The following is a 1,127-nucleotide window of genomic DNA, read 5'->3' as shown; positions in this document are numbered from 1 at the left end:
ATACCAATTCACTATGAAGGTACACTAAATTTAGGCTAAAAGTAGAGGAGATGCAATATGGCTAACAAATTTAAGGTAGAAATTCAGGAAACGGTTGAGGAACTAGAGCATCGACTCCAACGGGCTATAACCGCAGTAAGTAAAGAAAAATTACTGCTATTATACTGGATTGCCACCAAAAGAATCAAAACAAGAGAAGAATTAGTCACGATGCTGAAGCGAGACGAATCAACAATATATCGTTGGTTAAGAGCTTACAAACAAGGTGGAATTACCTCATTACTCACAGTAAAAAAAGCTCCCGGTAAGACTCCACATATACCACCTGAAGTTAGAGAAAAATTAATCAAAAAGCTGCAAGAGCCAGAGGGGGAAACAAGTTATGGCAAATTACAGATATGGCTAGAAAAAGAATGCGGAATCAAAGTGAGCTATAAAGTCGTACATGACCTAGTTCATTATAAATTAAAATCTTACCTCAAAGTCCCAAGACCCCAAAGCAATAAGGTGAACGAAGTTGCACAGACCAACTTCAAAAAAAAACTGTGGGAGATTATCAAAGTAATGATTAAATATTTCGGAACAGGACAGCCTGTAAGGATATGGTGTCAGGACGAGAGTAGATTTGGATTGATTACTATGCAGGGCAGGATGATTACATTGAAGGGGATAAAACCCGTCGGGCAAAAGCAATGGAAGCGAGGAAACTTCTATGTTTATGGAGTTGTAGAGCCATCAACAGGTGAACAATATTATCAAGAATTTTCTCAGCTCAATCACAACTGCTTTCAAGAGTTTTTAAATGGATTTGCTCAAAAATACTCAGACTATTTCAATCTAATTATCATGGATAATGGTAGCTTTCATAAAGCTCTCTTATTAGACTGGCATGACCATGTAATGCCAATATATTTACCTGCGTATAGTCCTGAATTGAATCCGATTGAAAGATTGTGGGAACATACAAAAAAAGACCTGAAGTGGGCAAATTATTCGAGTTTAGATAAACTCAAAGAACAGGTAGATATAATTATCAAATCTCTCACGAATGAAGAAGTTTTATCTCTCTGTGGTTGGGACTATATCCTTGAAGCTATATTAAGTGCAGGTTCATAGTGAATTGGTAT

1 protein-coding gene is annotated in these 1,127 nt (G+C 36.7%); it reads left to right on the top strand.

What is annotated here, in order from left to right; all coding sequences use genetic code 11:
• Positions 1–57: 57 nt before the first annotated feature.
• Complete coding sequence (locus tag Q5691_RS27595) at positions 58–1,116, top strand: IS630 family transposase (protein WP_333212895.1); 1,059 nt, start codon at positions 58–60, stop codon at positions 1,114–1,116.
• Positions 1,117–1,127 lie beyond the last annotated feature (11 nt).

It is taken from the genome of Microcoleus sp. w1-18aA5, from assembly GCF_036701705.1.
Taxonomy (GTDB): Bacteria; Cyanobacteriota; Cyanobacteriia; order Cyanobacteriales; family Microcoleaceae; genus Microcoleus.
Note: the sequence above shows the minus strand (reverse complement) of the source record. Positions and strands in the feature narration are given on the sequence as shown.